Origin of the sequence: Streptomyces sp. NPDC017676 (assembly GCF_044329325.1) — a bacterium.
In the GTDB taxonomy this organism is placed as follows: Bacteria; Actinomycetota; Actinomycetes; order Streptomycetales; family Streptomycetaceae; genus Streptomyces.
Window position 1 is genome coordinate 88,656 of the sequence record NZ_JBIRJA010000003.1, and the last position, 20,523, is coordinate 109,178.

General features: G+C 73.0%; 16 protein-coding genes and 1 riboswitch. Of the genes, 3 read left to right on the plus strand and 13 right to left on the minus strand.

Features of this window, described 5'->3' with window-relative positions:
- Window positions 1-108 precede the first annotated feature (108 nt).
- The 9 genes from ACH4LD_RS08055 to ACH4LD_RS08095 form a co-directional block, all read right to left on the minus strand.
- A complete protein-coding gene (locus ACH4LD_RS08055; protein WP_132785203.1) occupies window positions 109-822 on the minus strand; it encodes a transglycosylase family protein in 714 nt (237 codons plus the stop codon).
- A 4-nt stretch (window positions 823-826) separates the two neighbouring features.
- Window positions 827-999: riboswitch (cyclic di-AMP (ydaO/yuaA leader) on the minus strand.
- A gap of 183 nt (window positions 1,000-1,182) precedes the next feature.
- Window positions 1,183-2,274: a transglycosylase family protein gene (locus tag ACH4LD_RS08060; protein WP_398055404.1), complete on the minus strand. Its 1,092-nt coding sequence runs from the start codon at window positions 2,272-2,274 to the stop codon at window positions 1,183-1,185.
- A gap of 201 nt (window positions 2,275-2,475) precedes the next feature.
- Window positions 2,476-3,810, minus strand: a complete 1,335-nt coding sequence (locus ACH4LD_RS08065; RefSeq protein WP_398055405.1) for a cytochrome P450 — start codon at window positions 3,808-3,810, stop codon at window positions 2,476-2,478.
- A 329-nt stretch (window positions 3,811-4,139) separates the two neighbouring features.
- Complete coding sequence (locus ACH4LD_RS08070) at window positions 4,140-5,129, minus strand: nucleoside triphosphate pyrophosphohydrolase (protein ID WP_398055406.1); 990 nt, start codon at window positions 5,127-5,129, stop codon at window positions 4,140-4,142.
- A gap of 109 nt (window positions 5,130-5,238) precedes the next feature.
- Entirely contained in the window at window positions 5,239-5,886 is a 648-nt protein-coding gene (locus ACH4LD_RS08075; RefSeq protein WP_398055407.1) for a SurA N-terminal domain-containing protein, read from the minus strand.
- Window positions 5,887-6,094: 208 nt separating this feature from the next.
- Window positions 6,095-6,922 carry a glycoside hydrolase domain-containing protein gene (locus tag ACH4LD_RS08080; protein WP_398055408.1) on the minus strand — a complete coding sequence of 276 codons (828 nt, stop codon included), beginning with the start codon at window positions 6,920-6,922 and terminating at the stop codon, window positions 6,095-6,097.
- A gap of 152 nt (window positions 6,923-7,074) precedes the next feature.
- Window positions 7,075-8,589, minus strand: a complete 1,515-nt coding sequence (locus ACH4LD_RS08085) for a protein kinase (RefSeq protein ID WP_398055657.1) — start codon at window positions 8,587-8,589, stop codon at window positions 7,075-7,077.
- 17 nt (window positions 8,590-8,606) lie between these two features.
- Window positions 8,607-9,284, minus strand: coding sequence for a hypothetical protein (locus tag ACH4LD_RS08090; protein ID WP_398055409.1), 678 nt, complete (start codon window positions 9,282-9,284; stop codon window positions 8,607-8,609).
- 190 nt (window positions 9,285-9,474) lie between these two features.
- Window positions 9,475-11,940 carry an N-6 DNA methylase gene (locus tag ACH4LD_RS08095; protein ID WP_398055410.1) on the minus strand — a complete coding sequence of 822 codons (2,466 nt, stop codon included), beginning with the start codon at window positions 11,938-11,940 and terminating at the stop codon, window positions 9,475-9,477.
- A 188-nt stretch (window positions 11,941-12,128) separates the two neighbouring features.
- Here ACH4LD_RS08095 and ACH4LD_RS08100 point away from each other — a divergent pair, with 188 nt between their 5' ends.
- The gene (locus ACH4LD_RS08100) at window positions 12,129-12,842 is read left to right on the plus strand and encodes a hypothetical protein (protein WP_398055411.1); all 714 of its coding nucleotides are present in this window, start codon (window positions 12,129-12,131) and stop codon (window positions 12,840-12,842) included.
- Window positions 12,843-12,957: 115 nt separating this feature from the next.
- Entirely contained in the window at window positions 12,958-13,710 is a 753-nt protein-coding gene (locus ACH4LD_RS08105) for a hypothetical protein (protein WP_398055412.1), read from the plus strand.
- Between the two features lie 64 nt (window positions 13,711-13,774).
- Here ACH4LD_RS08105 and ACH4LD_RS08110 read toward each other — a convergent pair whose 3' ends face one another.
- Window positions 13,775-14,518: a GNAT family N-acetyltransferase gene (locus ACH4LD_RS08110; protein ID WP_181140143.1), complete on the minus strand. Its 744-nt coding sequence runs from the start codon at window positions 14,516-14,518 to the stop codon at window positions 13,775-13,777.
- Window positions 14,519-14,628: 110 nt separating this feature from the next.
- Complete coding sequence (locus ACH4LD_RS08115) at window positions 14,629-15,345, minus strand: HNH endonuclease family protein (protein ID WP_398055413.1); 717 nt, start codon at window positions 15,343-15,345, stop codon at window positions 14,629-14,631.
- Between the two features lie 220 nt (window positions 15,346-15,565).
- Here ACH4LD_RS08115 and ACH4LD_RS08120 point away from each other — a divergent pair, with 220 nt between their 5' ends.
- The gene (locus ACH4LD_RS08120) at window positions 15,566-16,327 is read left to right on the plus strand and encodes an SDR family NAD(P)-dependent oxidoreductase (protein WP_398055414.1); all 762 of its coding nucleotides are present in this window, start codon (window positions 15,566-15,568) and stop codon (window positions 16,325-16,327) included.
- Window positions 16,328-16,382: 55 nt separating this feature from the next.
- On the opposite strand, the gene ACH4LD_RS08125 is transcribed toward ACH4LD_RS08120, so the two are convergent.
- On the minus strand, window positions 16,383-16,742 hold the full coding sequence (locus tag ACH4LD_RS08125) for a MerR family transcriptional regulator (RefSeq protein WP_398055415.1): 360 nt from the start codon (window positions 16,740-16,742) through the stop codon (window positions 16,383-16,385).
- Between the two features lie 27 nt (window positions 16,743-16,769).
- A complete protein-coding gene (gene mfd, locus ACH4LD_RS08130; RefSeq protein WP_398055416.1) occupies window positions 16,770-20,300 on the minus strand; it encodes a transcription-repair coupling factor in 3,531 nt (1,176 codons plus the stop codon).
- Window positions 20,301-20,523: the final 223 nt, after the last annotated feature.

Consider the following 20,523-nt stretch of genomic DNA (forward strand, 5'->3'; position numbering starts at 1 on the left):
ACACGCACCGGGGCGGGGAGCCCGTGGGGACGGGGGGACGGCCCGCGGGGGGCCTTCAGCGCGGCCCGCGCGCAGGCGCGGGCCCGTGGCCGGGCTGGGGGCCGAGGCTCACTTGAGGTGCAGCTGCTGACCCGGGTAGATCAGGTTGGCGTCCTCGACGATGTCCTTGTTCAGCTCGAACAGCTTCTGCCAGCCGCCCTGCACGTGGTGCTTCTCGGCGATGGAGCTGAGGGTGTCACCGGTGACGACCTTGTACTCGCCGTCGCCCTTCTTGACCTTCTTGCCGGTCGGGGTGGTGACGGTCTTGCCCTGGCTCTTGCTCGCGCTCGCGGCCGGACGCTCGGCGGAGCGGGAGGCGGCCTGCTCGCCGGTGGAGCGGGTGGCGGTGGAGCTGCCCGAGCCGGTGGAGGTGCTCGGGGTGGAAGTGCTCGGCGCGGAGCCGTTGTACGGGGTGCTGGACAGGCCCGTGCCGCAGACCGGCCAGGCGCCCTTGCCCTGGGCGGCGAGGACCTTCTCGGCGACGGCTATCTGCTGCGCCTTGCTCGCCTTGTCGGCGGTGCCGGCGTACTGCGTGCCGCCGTACGCGGCCCAGGTGGAGGCGGAGAACTGCAGACCGCCGTAGTAGCCGTTGCCGGTGTTGATGGACCAGTTGCCGCCGGACTCGCACTGGGCGACCGCGTCCCACTGGGAGGCGGTGGCGGCGGAGGCGTTGCCGGCCGCCATCAGCGGAGCGGCGACGGCGGCACCGGTGACACCGGCGAGCGCGATGGCGCGGACGGCCTTGGACGGACGACGGTGCTTGCCCTTGCTGGAGAACAGCATGGATCGATCCCCTCACCGACGCCTGCGAGGTGAGCTGTCGGGTTCGGGCCGGTTGAGTTGCCCGGCCGCACTCCGCTTGCGCGGACTGCGGCTTCACCCCGAGCCGGTTCCGGCATCAACTGCCGGGCCCGGCACCTACCTTGGGTCCCCCGCTCCTGCCTACGGCGCTTGACGCGACGACTGTTCCCGGGCAACCGCTGGCAGGATTCGGCGTTGCGGCTGCCGGGGCTCGTGGTGACGAGCGGTCCCGACCGTAGACACGCGATCCGCGGAATTTCAAAGACGATCTAGGCTTCTGAGACTCATCCCACACTTTCACCAAACCGGACATTAGGGCGTTAACCGGGACGTCAACTCCCCCTATTCGCCGCCCGTTTCGCCCCCGACTTCCAGGGTCTGACCGGCACTGATGTGGTTCGGGTCGGCCCCGATGGCCTTCTTGTTGCCGGCGTACAGCGCGCGCCACCCGCCGTCGACGTCAAGGGAGTCGGCGATGGAGGCGAGGGTGTCGCCCTGGCGGACGGTGTACGTGTCCGTTTCGTGAGAGGCGTGCCGACCGGAGGACGTGGCGTTCTGACCGTTTGTCACGCTTTCGTCCGCACCGCCCTCGTCCGCGCTCGCGCCCCGGTGGCGACCGCCGCCGAGGGAGCCGGTGTCGACCAGGCTCCAAGAACCGGCGGCCTGCTGGGGGTTGCCCTGGAAGCCGGCGTCCGGAGTGGCCGTGGGCGAGCTGTCGGCCCCCTGGGCGCTTCCGGTGTCCGGCGCGGTGGACTTGCCGGACTTGGGGGTGTTGGTCCCCGCGGTGCCGGCACCCGCATCGGCACCCTTGCCCGGCTTGGCGCTCGGAGTGGTGACCTCTTCCGAGGAAGAGCCGGTGCCGGAGTCGGAGTTGGCTTCGGAGCCGGCATCGCTGGAGGGTGACGAATCCGGCAGATCGGATGAGTCGGAGCTGTCAGAGGAACCGGATGTACCGGAGTTGCCCGCCGATCCGGACGAGTGGCCCGAACCGCCGGTGCCACCGGAGCCGCCGGAGCCGCCGGAGCCGCCGACACCCGTGTCGACGTGCGTCGAGCCCGAGTCCTCGGTCAGACCGGACAGCAGGGCGCAGGTGGCCCAGGGCGTGGTGCCCTTGTCGGCGAGGATCTTCTCGGCGACGGCGATCTGCTGGTTGCGGCTGGCCTGGTCGGGGCTGGCCGCGTACTGGCCGCCGCCGTAGGCGTTCCAGTCCTCCTGCGAGATCTGCAGGCCGCCGTAGTACCCGTTGCCGGTGTCCGCGCTCCAGGAGCCGCCGCTCTCGCACTCGGCGACCTTGTCCCACGTGGTGCCGTCGGCCGCGTTGGCGCTCGCCGCGCCGAGCAGCGGGATGGCGATGGCTGAGCCGGTCACTCCGGCCGCGACGAGGAGAGCCGGGGCCTGACGGGGGCGACGGTGTCGGCCGTTCCCGGAGAGCATGCAGAAGCCTTTCGAGCGACAGCAGGACCGGCGCGGCGGATGGAGCCGGTCGCCGCGCTGATGGGTGAACGTATCGGCAGACGATCACTTGTCACAAGTTCATGCCGCACAGATCACGTGAAGATCACAGAGTTGAACGTCTGTCATCTTCCCTCGGAGAGGCCGTGCCGGACCCGGAAGGACCGCGTCCGGACGGTGTGTTCAAGTGCGGGGTGTGAACTCCACCGGCAGGGTGCGCAGGCCGCGCATGATGAGTCCGCCGCGCCAGCGCAGTTCGGCCGGGTCCGCGGCGAGACGCAGATCGGGCAGCCGGGTGAGCAGGGTGGCGAGCGCGGTCTGGCCCTCCAGGCGGGCGAGCGGCGCGCCGAGGCAGTAGTGGATGCCGTGGCCGTAACCGAGGTGCTGGTTGTCGCGGCGGGCGAGGTCCAGCACGTCCGGGTCGGCGAACCGCTCCGGGTCCCGGTCGGCGGCGGCGAGGACGACGAGCACCGGGTCGCCCGGCGCGATCCGCTGTCCGCCGATGGTGAGCGGCTCGGTGGCGAACCGCCAGGTGGCCAGCTCCACCGGGCCGTCGTAGCGCAGCAGTTCCTCCACTCCGGTCGCCAGCAGCTCCGTCTCCCGGCGCGCCAGGGACTCCTCCAGCCGGCGGCGCTGACCGGGGTGCGTGAGCAGGGCGTAGGTGCCGTTGCCGATGAGGTTGACGGTCGTCTCGAAGCCGGCGAACAGGAGGATGAAGGCCATGGCGGCGGCCTCGTTCTCGGTGAGGTGCTCGCCGTGGTCGGAGGCGCGGATCAGGCCCGAGATCAGGTCCTCGCCGGGCGCGGGCTCGGCCGGCAGCGCCTCGCGCTTCTTGTGGATCAGCTCGGCCAGGTAGCCGCGCATCTTCTTCACCGACCGGGCGACGCCTCCCCGGGGGCCTCCGCCGTGCCGGATCATCATGCCCGCCCAGTCCCGGAAGTCGTCCTGGTCCTCGCGCGGGACGCCGAGCAGGTCGCAGATGGCGTAGATGGGCAGCGGGAAGGCGAACTCGTGGATGAGGTCGGCCGAGCCGCGCCGCGCGAACTGGTCGATGAGGTGATCGGTCAGCTCCTGCACCCGGGGCGCGAACTCGGCGACCCGGCGGGGCGTGAAGGCCTTGCTGACCAGCCGGCGCAGCCGGGTGTGGTCCGGCGGGTCGATGTTCAGCAGATGCGTCATCAGCTCGGCCTTGCGCTCGCCGGGGATGCCGGTCTTGCCCTTGGCGTGCGCGGGCTCGTCGTGATGCGCCGGGTTCTTGCTGAGCCGCTGGTCGGCCAGGGCCTGCCGGGCATCGGCGTACCGGGTGACCAGCCAGGCCTCGACCCCGCTCGGCAACCGCGTCCGGTGCACGGGGGCGTGCTCGCGCAGCCAGGCGTAGGCGGGATAGGGGTCGGTGGCGAACTCCCAGGTGAACAGGGCGGGGGCCGGCTGCTCCGGGTGGGAGGACGGCGAGGCGGGTTGGGAGGACGGCTGGGCCCGGTGGGAGGACGGCTGGGTGGGGTGGGGCTGGTCGGTCACTCCTCGACCGTATCCGGCTCGCCGAGGAGTGTCGGGCGGGTGGGGCACCCCCCCCCGCCGGCGCTGCGGGGGCGAGGGGCTGCCGGGGGCCAGGGGCCGCGGGGGTCTGCCCTGTGGACCGTTCCCCGGGCATCGGGGACGGGGCACCAGGCACCGGAGACCAGGAACCAGCACCAGGCACCGGAGACCCAGGCACTGGAGATCAAGCACCGGAGGCCCAGGCACCGGGCGCCAGCACCGGGCACCGGGCACCGGGCACCGGGCACCGGGCACCGGGGAAGCGAACCGGACGTGGGACTGGAGCCCCGAGCGGCCCCCGGGTGGCGGTGTCAGGCGGGCAGGCCCTCGGCGGCTCGTATCGCGTCCCGGTAGGCCCGGGCCGCCGCCCGCAGTGCCGCCTCGGGGTCCGTGCCCGCCGCCTCGGCGCGGACCGCCAGCGCGAGCAGTTCGTAGCCGATGCCGTCCCCCCGCGGCAGCGGGACGTCCAGGCCAGCCGTGCGGGTGCGGGAGGCGAGCTTGGCGGCGAGCGCCAGGCCGGGCTGGCCGAGCGGGACGCCGTCCGTGACCGAGGCGCGCCGCTTCTCCTCGGCCTTGGTGCGCAGCCAGTGCTCCTTGACGTCCTCCGGGGTCTCGGCCTCCTCGTCGCCGAAGACGTGCGGGTGCCGGTGGATGAGCTTGGCGACGATGCCGCCGGCGACGTCGTCGATGGAGAACGGCGCGTCCGGGTCCTCCTCGGCGATGCGGGAGTGGAAGACGACCTGGAGGAGGACGTCGCCCAGCTCTTCGCGCAGTTCCGCGCGGTCGCCGGCCTCGATCGCCTCGACCAGTTCGTACGCCTCCTCGATGCCGTACTTCGCCAGGCCCTCGTGGGTCTGCCGGGAGGACCACGGGCACTCGGCGCGGATGCGGTCCATGACCTGCACGAGGTCCAGCAGGCGGGCCCCGGGAAGGTCGTAGGAGGCGGGGAGCAGCTCCAGCTCCGGCATGGCGACCCGGCCGGAGCCGGCCAGCCGGGCGAGGCCGTCGGTGAGGGCGGGCTCGCCCTCACCCGTGGCCACGACGACCACCGTCCGGCCCCCGGCACAGGCGTCGACCAGCTCCTGGGCGGTGGGCGACGCCTCCGCCACGGCTATCCCGGCCTCGCGCAGATACGGCAGCTGCGGATGGGCGCCGTCCGCGCACAGCACGGCGTCGGCGGTGCGCAGGGCCTGCCAGGCGGGCCAGGACAGCAGACCGGGGGCGACGCGGTGGCTGGTGGTGAGCAGGACGATGCGGCCGGGGGCGGCTTCCCCACGGGCTTCGGGGCTGGTTTCGTTCACGATCCGAACGTAACCCACGGGGCGAGGCAGCGGATCGGGTTGTCCACAGGCCCGATGGGGTCATGTGATCGTATGACCGGACGTGACGCCACGCCGGTCAGTGGCCCGTCTACGCCGTCACCGGCTCCCCGCCCGCCGTCGTGACCTCCCGTACCCACGGCGTCCCGGCGTCCACCCGGCTGCTCTTCTGCACGTCCCAGGAGCCGTAGCGCGGGTTGAGGTCGACGTGGAGTTCCTCCGAGGCCTTGGACAGGGCCTTCCAGAAGGCGGGCTGGCTCGTGTCGGTGCCGAGCCGCGCGGCCAGCTTCTGCGCCTCCAGTTGCAGCCGCAGGTTGTCGTCGAGGCGCGCCGGGGCGATGCCGTACTTCTGCAGCCAGGCCGTCTCCAGGCCCTCGCCGCCACCGGCCTGCCGCTCCAGCTCGCCGCGCATCTGCTGGATCTCCTTGCGGGTGACGGTGATGCCCGCGTCCCGCGCGGCGCGGTGCAGCACCCGGTCGAGCACCATGTTGTGCAGGGTGTCGCGGGTGAGCGTGCTGGTGGAGGAGACGACCTGCTCGTACTGCGTCTCGTCCGGCACCGCCGCCCGCTGCGCCCGGCGGACCTCGTCGACCCGGCTCTCCAGCTGGGCCACGGTGATCCGCTGCCCGCCGACGACGGCCGCGGCGCCCGGGTGCGCGTCGCTTCCGCAGGCGGTCAGCAGGGGTGCCGCGGCGGCGATCGCGGCGGTGAGGACGAGCGCGGTGCGGCGGCGGTGCAAGAGGACCTCCCGGGGAGATTGCAACGACAGGTGCGGCGCGCCAGCGCCTCCGCCAGGGGTGGTGGTCGGGCGACGGGCGGGCGCACAGAGTCTTGCGGTGATCGATGGTAGGCAGTGGGCAGGCTGCGGCCAACCCATTCGACCAACGATTCGCGCGCGTTTCGGGCACCGCCGCGCCGCTCCCCGAGGGGCCGTCAGGCCGGCCGGGTCACCCGATGATGGCCACGGGCGCGTCCCAGGCGTCCCGGTCGACGGTCAGCGTGACCCCGCCGTGCGCCTCCTTGCTGTTCACCATGTACTGGTGGCCGCGGCTGTGGTCCGTGTACTGGGCCGCGCCCCACGGCCAGTCCGCGGTCGTCGTGTTCTGCTTGTCCCACAGCGCGTACCAGAGGTTGCCCGGCAGGTCCGTCCTGTCCTTGGCGGTGGCGACGGCCTTGGCGCTGGAGCTGGTGAAGCCGTAGTAGCCGCCGCGGTAGGTCTTGGACCGCAGCGTCTTCATGAACGAGCGGACGTACGTGAGCACGGCGTCGTTGCACGTCTTGTTCTGGACGTCGTACGGCTCCATGTCGAGGTACACGGGGCTGCCCGCCTTCACGCCGAGCGCCGACGCCTTGGCGACCGCGTCCTTGGCGTCGGTCACGCCGAGGGACACCGCGGTCGCGGCGGTCAGCTTCTCGGGGCTGGACCCGGTCTGGCAGGGCGGCTGGGCGCCGACGTAGATCGGGATGAGCTTCCAGCCGAGGGAGTTGACCGACTTCACCCAGGAGGCGGTCAGGTTGGGCTGGGCGCAGCCGCGGTTCTTGCCGCCCACGTAGACGGCGGCGGCGCCGTAGAAGCCGGTGTGCCATGCCTTCATGGCCGACAGCGAGGGCGCGGTGCAGGTGTCGAACGCGCGGCCCGTGAAGGTCTTCTGGGCCGGCCAGGTGGTGGCGGCCATGGAGGTCTGCGCGGCGATCCCGGCCCCGGCGACGACGGCCGCGCCGGCCACCGCCCAGGTGAGGTACCTGCGCTTCTTCGACTGCCGATGACCGGCCATGAACCCCACCCCTGCTCGTCGCACATCGCATCCCGCGCGTGCGTGCCTGGCGAAAACGAAGCGAAACGTATCGAGCGGCGCTTTGCCGCCGGGAAAGACAAGCCCCTTGAGTGCACAAGATTCTCCCAGGGCCCGGCAAAATCCCCGCGCCGCTACCCGCGTACCTGCCCCAGCCACTGGAGGGTGCGGCGGATCTCCACGGCCAGCGGGTGGCCGGGGCCGTGCAGCCGCTCGACGTCCAGCACGAGCCGCGCGAGCGTGTCGTGGGCGGCCGGCCGGTCACCGAGGGCGAGCAGCAGATGGCCGATGCGGCGGCGCACCTCGTGGGCGAGCTGAGGGTCCCCGGAGACGTACTGGTTCTCGTAGTACGGCAGCAGCGCCCGGTACTCGGCGAGCGCCGCCGCCGGTTCGCCCAGTTGCTCCAGGCACTGCGCGGCCTCGTAGCGGTAGCGCAGCGACTGCGGGTCGGCCTGGCCGGCCTCGGCGGCGCGTTCGTCGGCGAGGCGGCGCAGTTCGGGCAGCGCGCGCCGGTACTGGCCGTCGTCCATGAGCGTGGCCGCGTACTGCTTGCGCAGGGTCCGTACGACCGGGGAGTGCTCGCCGTGCTGCTCGGCGGCGGCCGGCAGGATCGCGCCCAGGATGTCCACGGCCTGCGTGATACGGCCCTCGCCCAGCAGGCGCTTGACCTCGTCCACGGCGGCGGCGACATCGGGCTTCCCGGCCACCGGCGGCGCCGGTGCGACGGGCGCGGGCTGGGGCGCGGGGGTCCGCGCGCGGTCCGGCCAGGGGGCGTGCGGGCGCAGGAAGGGACGCGTGGGGTCCAGGGGCGCGCCCGTGGGGGTCCCGCGCGCAGGCAGGAGCAGCGCCAGGTCCTCGTACACCTCCTGCGCGGACGCGGGCCGGTGCTGCGGGTCCTTGGCGAGCAGCCGCAGCACCAGGGTTTCGAGTGCCTCGGGGACCTCGGGGCGGATCCGGCGCACGGGCAGCGGCGGCTCGTACAGGTGCCGGTGCAGCACACCCAGGGCCGTGGAGCCGGCGAACGGCACCTCGCCGCTGAGCAGTTCGTGCATCAGCACACCGAGCGCGTACAGGTCGGTGTACGGGCCGACCGCGCCGCCCATCGCCTGCTCCGGCGCCATGTAGGCGGGCGAGCCGATCGGGGAACCGGTGTGCGTGAGGCGGGTGGTGTCGGTGTCCATCACCGAGGCCACGCCCAGGTCGAGGACGGTGACCGTGCCGTCCTGCTTCACCATCACGTTGCGCGGCTTCAGGTCGCGGTGCACGATCGGCACGGCGTGCACGGCGCTCAGCACGGCGCACAGTTGCGCGGCCACCGCGACCGTCCACTGCCACGGGTACGGGTCGTGCTCGGCGAGGTGGTCGGAGAGGTCGGCGCCGTCGACGTACTGCATGACGAGGAACAGCTCCTCGCCCTCGCTGCCCGCGTCGTGCACCGTCACCAGACCGGGATGGTCCACCTGCGCGGTCACCCGGCACTCGCGCACGAACCGGCGGCGCAGCTCGTCCGCCTCCTGGCCCGCCACCTTGTCCGGGCGCAGCAGCTTCACCGCCACGCGCCGGTCGAGCCGGCGGTCGTAGGCCGTCCAGACCTGGCCCATGCCTCCCTGCCCGATGAGCGTGGACAGTTCGTAACGGCCGGCGACCATGCGTCCTGTCGTCACGGTCACCGTCCGCCCTCGCCGTGGCCCTCGTGTCCGTCGTGCCGGCGCAGGTAGTCGCTGAGTTCGTCCAGTTCGGCGCGTACCTGGTCGATGCGGGCGGGCGCGGGGCGCTGGGCCGGCTCGGCCGGGGGCACGGGCGCCGCGGGTACGGGCGCCGGGGGCACGGCTCCCGTGTGCGGCGGCCCGGGTATCCGGGTGTGCGGCCGGGGTACCGGCGTGGGGTGCACGGGCGGTACGGGGTGCTGCGGGGCCGGCACGGGCGCGGTGTACGGCGGCGCCGCGTGCCCGAAGCCGTACGGGCCGGGGGCGGGCGGGGTGTGGGTGGCGGCGTGCGCGGGGGCGAACCCGGCGAACCGCTCCCGCTGGTGCAGCCGGATGTCCACCACCAGGTAGTACACCGCGGACGCCACGCCGAGGAGCATGAGCAGGCTCAGGGCGACGTCGCTGCGCCAGTCCTCCTCCGGCAGTTCACCGACCACCACGAACCCGGTGATGGACAGCGGCAGGCTCAGCCACGCGGTCAGCCAGTCGGACCAGCGGGCCCGCACGAAAGCCACCCGGAACAGCGGCAGGCACGACAGCAGCCCGCAGGACAGGGCCCCGGCCGCCGCGAACATCACGCGCAGGGAGATGACCTTTCCCGCGCTGCGGGGAGGCGGCACCGCGCCGTGGCCGTACATGACTGCTCCTGGACCGAGTGGGACCGATGGGGACCGGACGCCGACGGGACGGTGTCCCGGTCGGAGTCCGAGCGTATAGGCCGACACGGACAACCGGTCCCGGGTTGTACCGAACCGTTGTCGCACTGATCACTTCACCCGGTCCGGTCGCTCCGCACGGTCCGGCCGGGCCCGTTCGGCCGGGACGGGTTCAGTCGGGTGCGACCGTGCCGTCCGTCAGTCCGTCGTACATCCCGCGCACGAGCTGTTCCCCGAGCCGGCTCGCGTGCCTGAGCGCCCGCTCGAACTCGTCCAGCGCGCGGAACCGGTCGCCGTAGCGCCGCTGTTCCTCCAGCGGCAGCCGCGGCAACTGGAGCCGGCGCACGTCCAGCCGGGTCGCCGTGGAGGCGTAGCTGCTGGCCTGCCGGTTGTTGGCCGTGCCCCGCAGGAACCCGGCGAGGAACCACGGGTCGAGCGCCGTCCGGTCCGGGCGCAGCAGTACGAGGTTGCGCCCCAGCACCGCGCCCCCGGTCGCCTCGTCGATGACGCGCGCCACCGATCCCCCGCCGAGCACCGGCACGACGACATCGCCCGGCTCGGTCAGTACGGCCTCCTCCTCGCTCTCCGGAAGCGTGCCCGAAGGCGCCGTTCCGGCGAGGACGTCATGGTCGGTGAGCACCGGCACGCGCGTGTGGCCGCCGTTTCCGCCGGTGCGCATCACCAGCGCGCCCCCGCGCGCGAGTTCACCGATCGTGGTGAGCGGCCAGCGCGCGGCCGGCGACGGGTCGGCCGGGGGCGGGGTGAGGTCGGCGGTCAGGCGCAGGGTCGCGCCCAGGCGCTCGCGCACCCGCGTGAGCTGCTCCGCGCCGTCCGCCACCGCGGCCGGCGGCAGATGGCGGGCGGGAGCCAGGTCCACGTCGTCGTCCAGGAGGTCGATGACCGGCACGGAACGGGCGAGCCCCGGGCGCTCCGCGAGCCGCCCCGCGCGCGTGAAGGCGTCCCACGCGTCCGTCACGGCCTCCCGTACCGCCTCCCAGTCCGGACCGCCCCGTCCCTCCCCGGCGAACCTCCCGGTGTCCACGAGCAGTACCTCGGGCGTCGCCGGCGCCCGGTCGGGCCGGCGCAGCACCCACAGGTGCAGCGGGATGTTGTACGGCGGTGCCGCCCCGACCGGCAGCGCCACCACGGCCCGCAGCGCGCCCCGGCGCAGCAGATCGGCGCGGATCCGGCGCCCGGAACGGCGGGAGGCGGCGGCCGGCGGCATGAGCAGCACGGCGGTGCCGCCGTCGGTGAGGCGGGCCAGCGCGTGTTGCACCCAGGCCAGTTCGGACTCGGTGCGGGCCGGGAAGCCGTACTCCCAGCGGGGGTCGTAGGCGAGTTCGTCGTGGCCCCAGTTGCGCTCGTTGAACGGCGGATGGCACAGGACCACGTCGGCACGCAGCCCGGGGTACGCGTCGGCGCGCAGGGTGTCGCCGGCGGCGGCGCGCACGGTGGCCCGGCTGTGCAGCGCGAGCCGCAGCGCGCTGATCGCGGCGAGTTCGGGGGCACTGTCCTGGGCGTACAGCTCCTGGTCGGGCCGGCCGGCCACGGCGCGCAGCAGTGCGCCGGTGCCGCAGGCCGGGTCGAGGACGGTACGGGCCGGGCCGGCGAGGTCGGCCATGAGACCGGCGAGTTCGGCCGGGGTGAGCGTGTACTGGCGGGGGTTGGCGTCCAGGTGCCGGCCCAGCAGGAACTCGAACGCCTGCCGCGCCCCCACCTCGGCGGCCAGTTCGGCGGCACCGCGCAGGAGGGGGGCGGAGAGGAGGAGTTGGGGGCCGGTGGGGGTGCGGAGGGCCGGGGTGGTGGCTTGGGGGGTGGGGGTTGTCGGGCGGGCCCCGGCAGCGGCATGCACACCGGCGGCTCCGACGGGGGCGTTCACAGCGGTGGAGCCGACGCCCGCGCTCACACCGGACGCCCCGGCGCTCACGTTCACAGCGGAGGGGCCAGCACCGGTGTTCACGCCGGATGACCCGATACCCGCGTTCACAGCAGAGGAGCCGGCACCGGTGTTCACACCAGACGACCCGGCACCCATGTTCACGGCGGACGCCCCCGCACCCGCGTTCACACCTCCGGCACGCGCAGCCTCGTTCACACCTCCGGCATCACCACCGGCGTTCACACCCCGGGCGTCACCACCGGCGTTCACACCACCGGCGTCCGCAGCCCCGTTCACAGCACCGCTCTCAGGCGCCGGCCCCACAGCCGCACCCCGCGCCCCGCGCCCCGCCCGCCCCGCCGGTCCGCCGAGGCGCGGGACCAGCACCTGATCCAGCGCGCCGGACAGGATCGCGGCCAGCCGCGCGTCGGAACCCGCGCTCGCGTCGAGCCAGACGGTGGGCCGCTCGTGGATCAGCAGCAGCACACAACCGGTGTGCACCAGAGCCGTCAGCGGTCCTTCCGGGTGCCCGGCGAGTTGTTGCCAGACGCGTTCGCGCAGCGGCACCTCGGCGAGTTTCCCCTGCTTGCGCAGCCAGGCCTCGACCTCGGCGAGCGCGAAGGACGGGCTGGTCTCGGTGCCGCCCACCGGCTTCGGGAAGTCGGCGTGCCGACGGCGCCAGTTGCTGACGGCGGCCCGGCCCACTCCGGCCAGCCGCGCGATACCGGCGGCGGTCACCTCTGTCGCGTTGTCCTGCACCGGCCCCGCTCCCCTCGTCCCATGTGAGCACCGAGCATACCGACGTACACAAGATCCAGGGGTTCACGCCGTGTACCAACACAAACCTGTGAACCGTGTTGACTCGGTTCACAAGCTCTGCTGTTATTGACCCAGCGAACAAGCGGCCACCGGAGGGGGAGGCCGCAGTATGTGGGGAGGGGTTCGCCATGGGCATGAAGGCCAAGGTCGCACTCGGTGCCGTCGTGGGCTTCGTCGTCATCGGCGCCGTGTCCGCCAACGCCGGCGGTGACGGCAAGGACGGCGGTTCCGGCGGTGGCGACAAGGGGTCCTCGGCGTCGGCCGGGCACAGGTCCGGCGGCGCGAAGGACTCGGGGGGTGCCGAGAAGTCCGACGCGAAGTCCGACGCGAAGCCCGCCGAGAAGAAGGCCGCCTTCGGGGGCGACGGCGAGTACCAGGTCGGTACCGACGTGAAGCCGGGGACGTACCGGACGACCGGCAACGACGACGGCATGTGCTACTGGGAGCGTGCCAAGGACGCCTCCGGCGAACTGGACTCCCTGCTCGCCAACGACAACGTCAGCGGCACGAGTTACGTGACCATCAAGCCCACCGACAAGCTGTTCAAGTCCAGCGGTTGCGAGGACTGGGAGGCCGTGGACCCCAAGGCGAAGGGGACGCCCGCCTCCTCGATGGACGGCGACGGAGGCATGTTCAAGGTCGGTACGGACATCGCGCCGGGCACCTACAGGTCGACCGGCAACGCGGACGACTCCTGCTACTGGGAGCGTACGAAGGACGCCGGCCACGGCCTGGACTCGATCATCGCCAACAACAACGTCACCGGTACGGCCGTCGTCACCATCAGCCCGTCGGACGCCTACTTCAAGACGAACGACTGCGGCACCTGGAAGAAGGCCTGACCCGTCGGGTCTCCCGGCGCGGGCTACGACACCCCGCGCCGGTCGCGCGCCACCACACTCCACGGAGCCCCACGGCTCCCCGCTGACCACCCACTTCTCTCAACAAGGAACCGTCATGCGTCGTACCGCACTCGCCGCCCTCTGTCTCGCCGCCGCGGCCACGGCGGCCCTCACCACCGGCTGCCAGCCGGGGCAGGACTCGGCGGACAGCAAACCGAAGGGCCCGTTCGCCGGGCTGAGCGGCGCTCAGATCGCCGACCGCGCGCTGAAGGCCACCACCGATGCCTCGTCCGTGCGGCTGAAGGGCCGGGTCACCGACGACGAGAGCAAGGGCGTCATCGAGATCGACATGGCGATCGACCACAAGGGCGAGTGCGCCGGCACGATGAGGATGGGCGGCCAGGGCAAGGCCGAGCTGATCAAGACGGGCAGCACCGTCTACATGAAGTACGACGCGGCCTTCCTGCGCGCCCAGAGCGAGGGTGAGTCCAAGGAGGACACGCAGGCGGCCGTGGACATGCTGGCCGGGAAGTGGACCAAGATGGCCGTGAAGGGCCAGGACGCCAAGGACATCGCGAGCTTCTGCGACCTGGACTCGGTCCTCGGCGACATGAGCAGCGGCGGCACGGCGGGCACCAGCCGCGGGAAGACCACGCGGGTCGACGGCACGCCGGCGATCACCCTGCACGAGAAGGACGGCAAGGAGAACTACACGGCGTACGTGGCGACCGAGGGCAAGCCGTACCTGCTGCGGGTCGACAGCGTGTCGGGCGGGAAGGAGCCGGAGCACCTGTCGTTCCTCGACTACGGCAAGCCGGTCCCCGCGCGGAAGCCCGCGGGCGAGATCATCGACCTGGACGCGCTGTAGCAGCCGACGCGCCGTGACAGCCGACGCGCTGGGCCACCGGTGCCGGGCGGGGCCCGGCGCGGGGTCACAGCGGGTGCCGCATCCATACGTTGGGCTCGGTGTAGACGGCGTACCCGTGCTCCGGTTCGCAGCGGACCGGGACCAGCGCGCCAGGCACCTCGACGTCGCCCGCCGTGTCGAAGGGCAGCCCGGTCCAGCGGCGCCACTCCTCCAGCGAGCCGGTCACGGTCATGGAGGCCGGGGCGATGGAGTCGATGGCGGCGCCGGCCCGGGCGTGCACGCGCAGCCAGGGGTCCTCCGGCAGCCCGTCGGGGCGGACCCGGTGGGCGTACTCGGCGATCGGGGTGTGCGGCTCGCGGTGCTTGGCGTTGGGGCGGACGGGGGCGACGACCTCGCGGAAGCCGCGGGCGCGGGCGTTGTCGCGCATCGCCGAGAGCATGACGGACGACAGGCCCCGGCCCTGGGCGTGCGGGGCGATGGTGACCGCGATGGCGCTGACGGTGTCCGGGCGGGTGCCGTGGCGCAGGTCGGCGAAGGCCCACACCAGGACCTGGTCCCAGCCCCGGGCCGGCAGGGTGCGCCGGCCGTCCAGGTCGAGGGCGAACGGCACGCTGTGGGCGTGGGCGACGACCTGGCCGTCCGCGTCCTCGGCGAACAGGGTGTACTCGGGCAGTTCGGTGGGGATGCGGCCGTAGTGGGCGTTGCCCACCAGGTCGTGGGTGACGAACTCGGGCCAGGTGTCGGTCATGCCGAGCACCGCGCGGAGCCGGTCGGGCCGCTCGGCGAGGCTGCTCACCTTGATGTCCATGACGGTCACGGTAGGCGGTGCCTCCCCGGACGGGACAGCGAATTGCCCGGCCCGGCGGGACAGCGAATTGCCCGGCGGCGGGACGGCGGTGCGGCCGGTGCCCGTGCGGGTCACCGGGCGCGGAACCGCTCGGGTGCCTTGGTGGGGTTGCCGCCGGTGGGGAGCTTCTGGTCCGGGCAGCCGGTGAGGACCTTCTTCATGGCGGTCCGCTCGGCGGCGGTGACCCACAGGCCGTACTTCTTCTTGACCGCGACCTGGGCGGCGACATAGGCGCACCGGTAGGACTTGTCGGGCGGCAGCCAGGTGGCCGCGTCGCCGTCGCCCTTGCCGCGGTTGGTGCTCGCGTCGACCGCGAGGAGGTTCAGGGGGTCGTTGGCCAGCGCTATGCGCTTGCCGGCGTCCCAGTACTTGGCGCCCTTCTGCCAGGCGTCGGAGAGGGCGACGACGTGGTCGATGTCGACCTGGCTGCGGCCGCGCCGGTAGGTGATGTCCTTGCCGGAGTAGGGGTCGGGGTCCAGCAGGCCGTAGGAGACCTTGCAACGCCCGCCGGTGAACCTCACCTGCTTCAGGTCGCGTTTGAGGATGTCGTCGCGGGTGTCGCAGGAGTTGGAGTCGGTGTCCGCCCAGGCGGTGCCGAACCGCTCCCGGGAGTAACCGGTCTTCGGCGCGCGCCCCTTGACGGTCAGCGAGTCGACGGCGGCCAGTGCCGCGCCCCCGCCCCCGCGTTCCGCGGGCCCGGAGGCCCCCTCGGTCTGCTCGGCCGTGCAGCCGGTCACGGCGACCAGCACCGCCACGGCGATCGCCGCTCCGCCCCTCGGACGCGTCACAGTGCGTCTCCCTCGCTCACCCTGGCCCGCCCGCAGGCGCGGGCGGAATCGTTCCGCTCACCACCGTAACTTCCCTCCACAGCCCATCAGATGCGGGCGCAAAGGGGGCATGGGGCGGCGAACCGGGCGCCGGTTGGAGAATGTGACGGGCCGTTGCCGCCCGCGCGCCCTCCTGCCGGGCTTGACCTTGTCACCGGCGTCAGGGTCCGACGATCCTCGCATGACCGAGAGCAGCCATCCGCAGGGCCCCCGTACCGTCCTCGTGACCGGCGCCGGCACCGGCATCGGCCGCGCCACCGCGCGCGCGTTCGCCGCCGAGGGCGCCCGGGTCGTCGCCGTGGGCCGCCGGGCCGCGCCCCTGGCCGAGACCGCCGAGGGGCACCCCGGGATCACGCCCCTGTCCGCCGACCTGACCGCCGAGGACGGCCCCGGCACCGTCGTACGGGCCGCGCTGGAGCGGTACGGCCGGATCGACGTGCTCGTCAACAACGCGGCCGTCGTCACCGCCGACTCCCTGCGCGGCTACACACGCGCGTCGGTACGACCGCTGCTGGAGACCAACCTCCTCGCGCCCGTGCTGCTCACCCAGGCGGCGCTGCCCGCGCTGACCGGGAGCCGGGGTGTCGTGGTGAACGTGACCACCTCGGTGGGCCAGCGCGCCTGGCCCGGTAACTCCCTGTACGCGGCGGGCAAGTCGGCCCTGGAGACGCTGACCCGCAGCTGGGCGGTGGAACTGGCGCCGCACGGCGTCCGGGTGGTCGCCGTGGCCCCGGGTGCGATCGAGACCCCGGTCGCCGACCACGCCGGCTTCACCCCCGAGCAGCGCGCCGCCCTGCGCGGGTGGCAGCTCGCCCACACCCCGCTCGGCCGGATCGGCCGCCCCGAGGAGGTCGCCTGGGCCATCACCCGGCTCGCCTCACCGGGGGCGTCGTTCGTGACGGGGGTGGTGCTGCCGGTGGACGGCGGCGCGGTGGTCGCCTGAGCCGGTTTCGTGCAGTCGCCCGAACCGGTTCGCGCGGTCGCCTGGCCCGGTTCGTTCAGGGCACCGTGTCGCCCGCCTCCCGCAACGCCGCCGCCAGCCGGTCGCGGACCGCCGTCTGGGCGCGGATGCGCGCGTCGAGTACGGCCAGCCGGTCCCGGGCGATCCGCAGTGCCCCGGCGGAGGCCGGACCGGCGGTGACGTCGCCGTCCAGGCAGGGCAGGAAGGCCCGTACGTCGTCCAGGGTGAGGCCCGCCTCCAGCAGCCGGCGGATGTTGCGGACCCGGACGGCGGTACCGGTGTCGTACGCGCGGTAGCCGTTGGCGGTGCGTGCGGAGGTGATCAGGCCCTGCTGCTCGTAGTGGCGCAGGGCGCGCGGTGTCGTTCCGGTGGCCTCGGCCAGCTCACCGATCCGCACGCGCGCCCCTCCCCCGTACGCCCGCCGTCATCCCAGGACCGAGGTGAGGAACTCGCCGACCCAGGCGAGCAGTTCGCGGCCGATCAGCGGCTTGCCGCCCACCTTCGCGGTCTTCGGGCGCGGGACCAGCACCTGGTGCGCGGCGGGCTTGATGACCGTGCCCGGATACAGGCGCTTGAGCCGCAGTTCCTGCGACTCGCGCAACTCCACCGGCGCGAAGCGGATGTTGGTGCCCTGCAGCACGACCTCGCCGACGCCGCACGCGCGCGCGAGCATCCGCAGCCCGGCCACCAGCAGCAGGTTCTCCACCGGCTCGGGCAGCTTGCCGTAGCGGTCGGTGAGTTCCTCGCGGACGGCCTTGATGTCCTCCTCGGAGTTGGCCGAGGCGATGGAGCGGTACGCCTGGAGGCGCAGGCGCTCGCCGGGCGCGTAGTCGTGCGGGACATGCGCGTCGACCGGGAGCTCGATCTTGACCTCCAGCGGCGCCTCCTCCTCGACCTCCCCCGTCTCCAGCTGCCGCCGGTAGTCGGCGACGGCCTCGCCGACCATGCGGACGTACAGGTCGAAGCCGACGCCCGCGATGTGCCCGGACTGCTCGCCGCCCAGCAGGTTTCCGGCGCCGCGGATCTCCAGGTCCTTCATCGCCACGTACATGCCCGCGCCCATCTCGGTGTGCTGGGCGATGGTCGCCAGGCGCTCGTGGGCGGTCTCCGTCAGCGGCTTCTCCGGCGGGTACAGGAAGTACGCGTAGCCGCGCTCGCGGCCCCGGCCGACCCGGCCGCGCAGCTGGTGCAGCTGGGACAGGCCGAAGGTGTCGCCGCGCTCCACGATGAGCGTGTTGGCGTTGGAGATGTCGATGCCGGACTCGACGATCGTGGTCGAGACGAGGACGTCGAACTTCTTCTCCCAGAAGTCGACGACCACCTGCTCCAGCGCGGACTCCGACATCTGGCCGTGGGCCGTGGCGATGCGCGCCTCGGGGACGATGTCGCGGAGTCTGGCCGCCGCGCGGTCGATGGACTCGACGCGGTTGTGGATGTAGAAGACCTGGCCCTCGCGCAGCAGTTCGCGGCGGATGGCGGCGCCGATCTGCTTCTCCTCGTAGGGCCCGACGAAGGTGAGCACCGGGTGGCGCTCCTCCGGGGGTGTGGTGATCGTGGACATCTCGCGGATGCCGGTGACCGCCATTTCCAGGGTGCGCGGGATCGGGGTGGCGGACATGGTCAGCACGTCGACGTTGGCGCGGAGCTTCTTCAGCTGCTCCTTGTGCTCGACGCCGAAGCGCTGCTCCTCGTCGACGATGACCAGGCCCAGGTCCTTGAACTTGGTCTCCGAGGAGAACAGGCGGTGGGTGCCGATGACGACGTCCACCGAGCCGTCCTTCAGCCCTTCCAGGACGGCCTTGGCCTCGGTGTCCGTCTGGAACCGGGACAGCGCCCGCACGTTCACCGGGAACTGTCCGTACCGCTCGGAGAACGTGCCGAAGTGCTGCTGCACCAGCAGGGTCGTGGGGACGAGGACGGCGACCTGCTTGCCGTCCTGTACGGCCTTGAAGGCGGCCCGGACCGCGATCTCGGTCTTGCCGTAGCCGACGTCGCCGCAGATCAGGCGGTCCATGGGGACCGACTTCTCCATGTCCTCCTTGACCTCGGCGATGGTGGTGAGCTGGTCGGGGGTCTCCGCGTAGGGGAAGGCGTCCTCCAGCTCGCGCTGCCAGGGGGTGTCGGTGCCGAAGGCGTGGCCGGGCGCGGCCATGCGGGCGCTGTAGAGCTTGATCAGGTCGGCGGCGATCTCCTTGACGGCCTTCTTCGCGCGCGCCTTGGTCTTCGTCCAGTCGGCGCCGCCCAGGCGGTGCAGGGTGGGTGCCTCGCCGCCGACGTACTTGGTGATCTGCTCCAGCTGGTCGGTCGGGATGTACAGCCGGTCGCCGGGCTGGCCGCGCTTGGCGGGCGCGTACTCCACGACCAGGTACTCGCGGGTGGCGCCCTGCACGGTGCGCTGGACCATCTCGATGTAGCGGCCCACGCCGTGCTGCTCGTGGACGATGTAGTCGCCCGGCTCCAGGGTGAGCGGGTCGATGGTCTTGCGGCGGCGGGCCGGCATCCGGGCGCCGTCGCGGGTGGCGGTGCGCTGGCCGGACAGGTCGGTCTCGGTGAGGACGGCGAGCTTGAGCGCCGGGTCGACGAAGCCGTACTCGATCGAGCCGCAGGAGACGTGCACGACGGAGGGGCTGAGCTCGCCGAGGTCGTTGTCGAGGCGGGCGGCGATGCCCTCGCCGCCGAGGACCTCCACCGTGCGCGCGGCCGGGCCGTGGCCCTCGGTGACGAACACCGCGCGCCACCCGTCGGCGAGCCAGCCCTTGGTGTCGGCGAGGGCCCGCGCGGTGTCGCCGCGGTAGGTCTCGGGGGCGTGCATGCCGAGCTTGAGGGTGTCCGCGTCGAGCTCCTCGTCCGCGGCGAACGGCGAGACGGACCACCACATCATGTCCAGCTCGCGTGCGCGGTCGCGGACGTCGGCGATGGACCACAGGGAGGCGGCGCCGACGTCGATCGGGGCCTCGCCGCCGCCGGCGGTGGCCGCCCAGGACGCCTGGAGGAACTCCTGGCTGGTGGCGACGAGGTCGGCGGCGCGGGTGCGGACCCGCTCCGGGTCGCAGACGACGGCCATGGCGCCCTTGGGCAGGACGTCGAGCAGCAGTTCCATGTCGTCCACCAGGACCGGGGCCAGGGACTCCATGCCCTCGACCGCGATCCCCTCGGCGATCTTGTTCAGGAGTTCGCCCAGCTCCGGGTGTTCCTCGGCGAGGGCACGCGCGCGTGCGCGGACGTCGTCGGTGAGCAGCAGCTCGCGGCACGGGGGCGCCCACAGGCCGTGCTCGGCGATTTCGAGGGAGCGTTGGTCGGCGACCTTGAAGTAGCGGATCTCCTCGACGTCGTCGCCCCAGAACTCGATGCGCAGGGGGTGTTCCTCGGTGGGCGGGAAGACGTCCAGGATGCCGCCGCGCACGGCGAACTCGCCGCGCTTCTCGACCAGCTCCACGCGCGCGTAGGCGGCGGCCGCGAGGGCTTCGACGACGTCGTTCAGGTCGGCGCTCTGGCCGGTCCTCAGCGCCACCGGTTCCAGGTCGCCGAGGCCCTTGACCTGCGGCTGGAGCACGGAGCGCACCGGGGCGACGACGACGGAGACCGGGCCGGTCTCGGGGTCGTCGGGGCTGGGGTGGGCGAGGCGGCGCAGGACGGCGAGGCGGCGGCCGACGGTGTCGCTGCGGGGGCTGAGCCGCTCGTGCGGGAGCGTCTCCCAGGAGGGGTACTCCACGACGCCCTGTTCGGGCAGCAGGGAGCGCAGGGCGGCGGCCAGGTCCTCGGCCTCCCGGCCGGTCGCGGTGACCGCCAGCACCGGGCGGCCGGCCTCACGGGCCAGGGCGGCGATCGCGAAGGGGCGGGCGGCCGGGGGGCCGACCAGGTCGACGTGCGGGCGGTTGCCGTCCGCCGCCGCCCTGGTCGCTTCCGCGAGGGCGGGGTCCTTGACTACGGCGTCGAGCAGACCGTGCAGGCTCATGGAGGGGCTTTCCGTCCAGGGGGTCGGCAACACGAAGGGCCCGACTCGTGTGACGGGCCGGGGCTGTCCAGCGTACGACGGCGTGGGCGGCGGTGCGGGGGGCTGTGGACAACCCCGGGCGACCGCACAGCGCGAAGACCCGGTGCCGGGAAGTCCCCCAGGACTCCCGGCACCGGGTCCGCCCGCCGCAACCCCCGTGTGCGGTGGCCGTCGGCCGGCCTGC

Excerpts from the sequence above, each read along its gene's own strand:
- ACH4LD_RS08055 (WP_132785203.1), bottom strand. The coding sequence starts at position 822 with ATGCTGTTCTCCAGCAAGGGCAAGCACCGTCGTCCGTCCAAGGCCGTC.
- ACH4LD_RS08060 (WP_398055404.1), bottom strand. The coding sequence starts at position 2,274 with ATGCTCTCCGGGAACGGCCGACACCGTCGCCCCCGTCAGGCCCCGGCT.
- ACH4LD_RS08080 (WP_398055408.1), bottom strand. The coding sequence starts at position 6,922 with ATGGCCGGTCATCGGCAGTCGAAGAAGCGCAGGTACCTCACCTGGGCG.
- ACH4LD_RS08085 (WP_398055657.1), bottom strand. The coding sequence starts at position 8,589 with ATGGTCGCCGGCCGTTACGAACTGTCCACGCTCATCGGGCAGGGAGGC.
- ACH4LD_RS08090 (WP_398055409.1), bottom strand. The coding sequence starts at position 9,284 with ATGTACGGCCACGGCGCGGTGCCGCCTCCCCGCAGCGCGGGAAAGGTC.
- ACH4LD_RS08100 (WP_398055411.1), top strand. The coding sequence starts at position 12,129 with ATGGGCATGAAGGCCAAGGTCGCACTCGGTGCCGTCGTGGGCTTCGTC.
- ACH4LD_RS08105 (WP_398055412.1), top strand. The coding sequence starts at position 12,958 with ATGCGTCGTACCGCACTCGCCGCCCTCTGTCTCGCCGCCGCGGCCACG.
- ACH4LD_RS08110 (WP_181140143.1), bottom strand. The coding sequence starts at position 14,518 with ATGGACATCAAGGTGAGCAGCCTCGCCGAGCGGCCCGACCGGCTCCGC.
- ACH4LD_RS08120 (WP_398055414.1), top strand. The coding sequence starts at position 15,566 with ATGACCGAGAGCAGCCATCCGCAGGGCCCCCGTACCGTCCTCGTGACC.
- mfd (WP_398055416.1), bottom strand. The coding sequence starts at position 20,300 with ATGAGCCTGCACGGTCTGCTCGACGCCGTAGTCAAGGACCCCGCCCTC.